Source organism: Bradyrhizobium sp. 44, from assembly GCF_023073095.1.
GTDB lineage: Bacteria > Pseudomonadota > Alphaproteobacteria > Rhizobiales > Xanthobacteraceae > Bradyrhizobium.
The window spans coordinates 277,771-284,735 of record NZ_JADPIY010000009.1; the positions used below are offsets into that span (position 1 = coordinate 277,771).

The 6,965-nt window shown below is 66.1% G+C and carries 6 protein-coding genes; 5 read left to right on the plus strand and 1 reads right to left on the minus strand.

The annotated features are described in order from the left end of the window. The first annotated feature begins 53 nt into the window (after window positions 1-53). The 5 genes from IVB41_RS09405 (at window position 54) to argG (ending at window position 4,986) form a co-directional block, all read left to right on the plus strand. Window positions 54-716: an invasion associated locus B family protein gene (locus IVB41_RS09405; RefSeq protein ID WP_247430139.1), complete on the plus strand. Its 663-nt coding sequence runs from the start codon at window positions 54-56 to the stop codon at window positions 714-716. Window positions 717-889: 173 nt separating this feature from the next. Beyond that, window positions 890-2,092, plus strand: a complete 1,203-nt coding sequence (gene rlmN, locus IVB41_RS09410; protein ID WP_035961124.1) for a 23S rRNA (adenine(2503)-C(2))-methyltransferase RlmN — start codon at window positions 890-892, stop codon at window positions 2,090-2,092. 134 nt (window positions 2,093-2,226) lie between these two features. Beyond that, complete coding sequence (locus IVB41_RS09415; RefSeq protein WP_247430143.1) at window positions 2,227-2,721, plus strand: hypothetical protein; 495 nt, start codon at window positions 2,227-2,229, stop codon at window positions 2,719-2,721. Window positions 2,722-2,777: 56 nt separating this feature from the next. Continuing rightward, entirely contained in the window at window positions 2,778-3,554 is a 777-nt protein-coding gene (locus tag IVB41_RS09420; protein ID WP_247430147.1) for a phosphatase PAP2 family protein, read from the plus strand. Window positions 3,555-3,648: 94 nt separating this feature from the next. Next, window positions 3,649-4,986 carry an argininosuccinate synthase gene (argG, locus tag IVB41_RS09425; RefSeq protein WP_247430151.1) on the plus strand — a complete coding sequence of 446 codons (1,338 nt, stop codon included), beginning with the start codon at window positions 3,649-3,651 and terminating at the stop codon, window positions 4,984-4,986. Window positions 4,987-5,149: 163 nt separating this feature from the next. Here argG and IVB41_RS09430 read toward each other — a convergent pair. Beyond that, a partial coding sequence (locus IVB41_RS09430; protein WP_247430156.1) for an OmpA family protein occupies window positions 5,150-6,965 on the minus strand: 1,816 nt, incomplete at its 5' end.

Here is a 6,965-nt window from a genome sequence, read left to right on the forward strand (position 1 = left end):
CAATGCGCGACCGGGCCATCTTCCAGTCACAATATTGAGGGAACCACTCCAGCATGTGGCGGGTGCTGATTTTAGCTTTGATGACGGGCGTGGCGGCCTGTGGGATCACCGATTCCGCGCGGGCGCAGACGGCGCAACCTGCGCCCAAGGCTGCACCGAAAGAGCCCGCGCCGAAACCGGCCGCGCCGGTGGCCAATACCACCGGAAAGACGGTTGCCAAGCCCGAGAGCAAGCCGGCGGCCCCGCACGCGGCGGTTGCGGGCGGCGCCGAGCCAATCCTGATCGGTCAGTTCGGCACCTGGGGCGCATATTCGGCTGCGCCCAACGGCAAAAAGGTCTGCTTCGCGCTGGCCAAGCCGTCGTCGTCGAAGACCAACCCGCCGAATCGGCCGCGCGATCCTGCCTATGCCTTCGTCTCCACCCGCCCGGCGGAGAAGGTCAACAACGAAGTTTCGGTCATGATCGGCTACGCGCTGAAGCCGGGCTCTGAATCCTCGGTCGAGGTCGGCGGCGCCGCGTTCGCCATGTACTCGCAGGGCGACGGGCTCTGGATCAAGAACGCGGCCGAGGAAGAGCGGATGGTCGAGGCCATGCGCAAATCCGCCGATCTCGTGGTCAAGGGCATCTCGTCCAAGGGGACCGAGACGACCGACACCTTCTCGCTGAAGGGCCTCGCCCAGGCGCTTGACCGGATCTCCCAGGATTGCAGGCGTTAAGCCTGCGGTCGATAAGGTCGCAATCGGCGGTTCCGGTTGCTATATAGGGCGCGTTCCAGGTTTTCTCCCGTCATTCCGGGCCGATGCGCAACATCGAACCCGGAATCTCGCGGTTCCGGGTCCGGTCCTTCGGACCATCCCGGAACGACGAACACAAATTCCAGGTCTATTCAATGCAACCGATGACCGAGCCGCACAACGCAACGCTGGTGGAGAAGACTCCGCTCGAAACCTATGTGCCGCCGGCGAGGCCCTCGCTGATCGGCCTGTCGCGCACCGAGCTTGCAGATCGTCTCGGCGAGATCGGCGTTGCACCGGCGCAGCGCAAGATGCGTGTGCAGCAGCTGTGGCACTGGATGTATTTCCGTGGCGCCCAGAATTTCGAAGAGATGACGTCGGTCTCGAAGGGCATTCGCGCCGAACTCGCGCAACATTTCACCGTCGACCGGCCCGAAGTCGTGGCCGAGCAGATATCCAACGACGGCACCCGCAAATGGCTGCTGCGTTTGCCGAGCGGCGACAATGTCGAAAAGGCGCATGAAGTCGAGTGCGTCTACATCCCCGAAACCGATCGCGGCACGCTATGTGTCTCCTCGCAGGTCGGCTGCACCTTGAACTGCTCCTTCTGTCACACCGGCACGCAGCGCCTGGTGCGCAACCTCACTGCCGGCGAGATCGTGGGACAGGTGATGGTCGCGCGGGATCGTCTGAACGACTGGGCCGATCGCGAAGACGGTACGCGTCGTGTCACCAACATCGTGATGATGGGCATGGGCGAGCCGCTCTACAATTTCGACGCGGTGCGCGATGCGCTGCTGATCGTCGGCGACAACGAAGGCATCGGCATCTCCCGCCGCCGCATCACGCTGTCGACCTCGGGTGTGGTGCCGAACATCGTGCGCGCGGGCGAGGAGATTGGCGTGATGCTCGCGATCTCGCTGCATGCGGTGCGCGACGAGCTGCGTAACGAGCTGGTGCCGCTCAACCGCAAATATCCGATCAAGGAATTGCTGCAGGCCTGCCGCGATTATCCCGGCGCCTCGAACGCGCGCCGCATCACCTTCGAATACGTGATGCTCAAGGGCGTCAACGATTCGCTCGACGATGCCAAGCTGCTGGTGAAGATGCTCAAGGGCATTCACGCCAAGATCAATCTGATCCCGTTCAACCCCTGGCCCGGAACCGCCTATGAATGCTCGGACTGGGACCAGATCGAAAAGTTCTCCGAATACGTCTTCAACGCCGGCTATTCCTCGCCGGTGCGCACCCCGCGTGGACGCGACATCCTCGCCGCCTGCGGCCAGCTCAAGTCGGAGACGGAAAAGCTTTCCGCCAGGGAACGCCAGACGCTGCGAGCCATGGCGATGACGGATTAGCTTGGTAGGCGCACTGTGTTGCTTCCCCGTCATTGCGAGGAGCGCAGCGACGAAGCAATCCAGACTGCCTCCGCGGACGCATCTCTGGATTGCTTCGCTTCGCTCGCAATGACGGTAACGTTGGCTTCCTCTGCATGTCCCTGATCGGCCGCCTCATCGTCATCTTCATCGGCTTTCTCGCCGCCTGCTTCATCGGCGGCATGATCGTCGTCGTCGCGCTGTTGTTTCCGGAATTCGCCGATCTCGGCGCCGGTCCCGTCGATCAGGGCACGATCGATATCGTGCTCGGGTTCGGCTTCATCTTCGTCTCCGGCTTTGCGCTGGTGCCGGCGGCGGTGATCGTCGCGATCACCGAGGCGCTCTACATCCGCAGCGCGCTTGCCTATGCCGTGGGCGGCGGCGTCGTGGGACTCGCCTGCTATCTCGGCCTGGTCCCGTTTCATTCCGACACGCTGCAATTCGAAGGCATCGTGCGCCGCCATCTCGAGATCATGACCGGCGCCGGCATCGTCGCCGGTGTCGTCTACTGGCTGATCGCCGGCCGCAACGCCGGCGCCTGGCGCAATCCGCCGCTGCCGCGCCAGCCGCCTCCGCCGCTGCCGTCGAATTCAAGACCGGACGTGCGGTGAGTTTCTGACTTGCCCCGGGGTTTTCATCCCCTTCCCACTCGGCTAAACCGCGCGCCATGAACCGGACTGGACTCTTCATCGCCCTGGCGCTGTGGCTCGTGATCGGCGTCGTTTTCGGGCTCTATCCCGAGCTTGATCTCAAGCTCGCCGCGCTGTTCTTCGATCCTGATACCAAGTCGTTTCCGCTCAAGCTGAACGATTGGGCCGGCTTCGCGCGGGATGCCGCGATGTGGGTTGCCTGGGCGTTCGTGCTGCCTGCGCTGGTCGCGCTCGTGGTCAAGATGGTCAGGCCAGACCGGCCACTGATGGCATCCGGGCGCGCGATCGTCTTCCTGCTGGTCACGATCATCCTATCGGCCGGCATTCTCACCAATCTCGCCTTCAAGTCCTATTGGGGTCGGCCGCGCCCGGTGGTGGTGACGCAGTTTGCCGGCGACCAGCAATTCGTGCCGTGGTGGGATCCGCGCGGCGGCTGCGCGCGCAACTGCTCGTTCTTCTCGGGCGAGGGCGCGACCGCGTTCTGGACGCTGGCGCCGGCCGCATTGGCACCGCCGCCGTGGCGGCCGCTCGCTTATGCCGGAGCCGTGGTGTTCGGCCTCGTGACCAGCGGGCTGCGGATGGCCTTTGGCGGCCACTTCTTCACCGACGTGTCGATCGCCGGCCTCGTCACCTTCGTCGTGATCTGGTTTGCCTACGCGCTGATCTACCGTTGGCCAAGGACCCGGTTTTCGGACGAGGCGGTCGATGCCGCCCTGACCCGGCTGAACATGCCCGCCTACCGGCTGCGCCAGCGCCTGTTCGGCAGCAAGTCGAGTGCCGAGCCGTCAGTTTGAGCCATTAAAGGGGTGCCGAGCCCCGCGAAATTTGATATTCGCGCGGTCAACCCCGTGAAACGACACCCGCCCTTCGAGACCGATTGGAAGCCCCATGACCACGATCCTGAAAAGCCTGCCCAAGGGCGAGAAAGTCGGCATCGCGTTTTCGGGCGGCCTCGACACGTCGGCGGCGCTGCTCTGGATGAAGCAGAAGGGCGCGCGCTGCTACGCCTATACCGCCAATCTTGGCCAGCCGGATGAGGCCGACTACAACGAGATCCCGCGCAAGGCGATGGAGTTCGGCGCGGAGAAAGCGCTGCTGGTCGATTGCCGCACGCAGCTCGTCCATGAAGGCATCGCCGCGATCCAGTCCGGCGCCTTCCATATCTCCACCGGCGGCATCACCTATTTCAACACCACGCCATTGGGACGCGCGGTCACCGGCACGATGCTGGTCGCCGCGATGAAGGAGGACGGCGTCAACATCTGGGGCGACGGCTCGACCTTCAAGGGCAACGACATCGAGCGCTTCTATCGCTACGGCCTGCTGGCCAATCCGGGCCTGCGCATCTACAAGCCCTGGCTCGATCAGCAGTTCATGGACGAGCTCGGCGGCCGCGCCGAGATGTCGGCGTTCATGGCCGCCCAGGGCTTTGCCTACAAGATGAGCGCCGAGAAGGCGTATTCGACCGACAGCAATCTGCTCGGCGCCACGCACGAGGCCAAGGATCTCGAGAGCCTCGACAGCGGCATCAAGATCGTCAACCCGATCATGGGCGTGCCGTTCTGGCGTGACGACTGCAACGTCAAGGCCGAGAAGGTCGTGGTGCGTTTCGAGGAAGGCCAGCCGGTCGCGCTGAACGGTCAAACCTTCTCCGATCCCGTCGCGCTGTTCCTCGAAGCCAACGCGATCGGCGGCCGCCACGGCCTCGGCATGAGCGACCAGATCGAGAACCGCATCATCGAGGCCAAGAGCCGCGGCATCTATGAAGCGCCCGGCATGGCGCTGCTGCACATCGCCTATGAGCGGCTCGTCACCGGCATCCACAACGAGGACACCATCGAACAATACCGCATCAGCGGCATGCGCCTCGGACGCCTGCTCTACCAGGGCCGCTGGTTCGATTCGCAGGCCCTGATGTTGCGCGAGACCGCGCAGCGCTGGGTCGCCCGCGCCGTCACCGGCGAGGTGGCGCTGGAGCTGCGCCGCGGCAACGACTACTCGATCCTCAACACGGAAAGCCCGAACCTGACCTATGCGCCGGAGCGGCTCAGCATGGAGAAGGTCGAGGACGCGGCGTTCACGCCGGCCGATCGCATCGGTCAGCTCACCATGCGCAACCTCGACATCAACGACACCCGCGCCAAGCTGAAGCTCTACAGCGACACGGGCCTGTTGTCGGGCAGTGAAGGCTCGCAGATCTTCCGTCTGGAGAATGACAAGGGCTGACGCGCCCGGGGATTGCTGCCTCATTCGTCATTGCGAGCGAGGCGAAGCAATCCAGAGTCTTCCCGCAGCGACAGTCTGGATTGCCTCGTCGCTTCGCTCCTCGCAATGACAGAAACAAAAATGGCCGGGATTGCTCCCGGCCATTTTCATTTTGTGCTTCGCCTCAGCGCGGCGGCGCGGTGCCGGGCGGGGGCGGCGGCAGCGAGGCCTGGCCGCCGTTGAGCAGCGGCGTGATGTTGCGGACGGTGACGCGGCGGTTGATCGCGCTCGGCCCTTGCGTCTGCTCCTTCAGATACTGCTCGCCATAGCCCTGCGACGTCAGGTTTTCAGACGGTACACCGAATTGCTGGGTCAGCAATTCGGCCGCGGACTGCGCACGACGGTCCGACAATGACAAATTGTCGACGTCGTTGCCGACCGCGTCGGTGTGACCTTCGATCAGGAACACCACGCGCGGATTGGCCTGGATCGCACGGTTGAGACCGTCGGCGATCGACTGCAGCTTCGCCGCCTGGTCCGGTGGGATGATCCACGATCCCGTCTCGAAGTTGATCGTGTTGAGGTCGATGCTCGGCATTTGCATGCGAACATTGGGGCTGTAGCGGATCTCGTCGAGCGTGTAGCGACGATCCACCCGTTGCACCGGCGGCGCCACCATCGTCTCGTAGATCACGTCCGGCGACGCTTCCTGGGCGTCGACGATATAACGATCGTAGGGCATGTTGACGACCGGAGGCGGCGCGTCGACATAGAAGCCGCCGACCGACCGCGGATCGCGGTAGCTGTTGTCGATGATGACGAGCTCGCGCCCGGCAGGGTCCCTGCGGATTCGACGCAGCAGCCGCCCATCCTGACCGACAACCGTAATGATCTGGCTGCCGTCGGGACGGATGACCACGGTGCGGGTATCGGCACCGACAGTCTCGGTGCGGATGTCGCGGGCGCCATAGCGGAAGCGATAGAGATCGTTGCCGCGGACGTATGTCTGCCCGCCCGGATCGCGGATGATGATGCGGTCCGGCTCGGTGTAGACGGTGCGACCGCCTTCGATGCTTTCGCGGCGCTGGTTGCGGTAGTCGGCGATGGTGGCGCCGATCACGGCACCGGCGACGACACCTGCACCGATCGCGAGCGGCGTCAGGTCACGCTGCGGCGGACGCGGCGGTGGCGGCAGGGGCGTGGTCGTGGTCGGGGCGGCGCGGAAGGCCGGCGCAACGGTGGGCGTCGCGTATTGTGCCCTGTTGGGCGGCGGGGTCGCAGCCGCCGAGCCCGGGACGGTGCTCGGTGCCGCGGCGCCAGCGGGGGGAGCCGGCGGCCGCGGCGGGGCGCCTGCCTGCGGCTGGGTCGGCGGAGCTCCGGCAGCGGGCGCGCCGGCAGGAGGCGTTCCTCCCTGCTGGCCTGGCGTTGGCGTCGCGGCTGGAGCCGGGGTCGCGCCAGGAGCGGGCGTGGGTCCCGCACCGGGACGTCCGGGCAGGGGCGTCGGAGCGCCACCGGGGGTCGGCGTGGCCGTTGGAGCGGGCGAGGCGCCCGGAGCTGGTGTCGCTGATCCAGCAGCCGGAGGCGCGCCGGGACGTCCGCCGGGGGGCGGCGCGCCGGGGCGGCCAGTCGGCGGCGTGCTGCCCGGAGCTGGCGTTGCGGTCGGTGCAGGCGTTGCTGTCGGAGCAGGCGTGGCGGTCGGGGCAGCAGGCGTTGCCGGGCGCGCTGCGGGAGCAGCAGATGCCGGAGGCGTTGCTGTCGGCGCAGGCGCAGGCCGTCCCGAAGGACCGGCCGCAGGAGGCGGCGGAGGTGTCGGTGCGTGCTGCTGCGGAGCGGGAGCGGGCGGTGGTGTGGGAGCCGGACGAGCCGCGGGCGGCGTCGGAGGCGGAGGTGTGGGTGCGTGCTGCTGCGGAGCCGCGGCGGGCGGCGGTGCCGGGGGCGTGGGAGCCGGGCGTGCCGCGGGCCGTGCAGGAGGCGGCGCCGGTGCCGTGATCGGCGCCAGA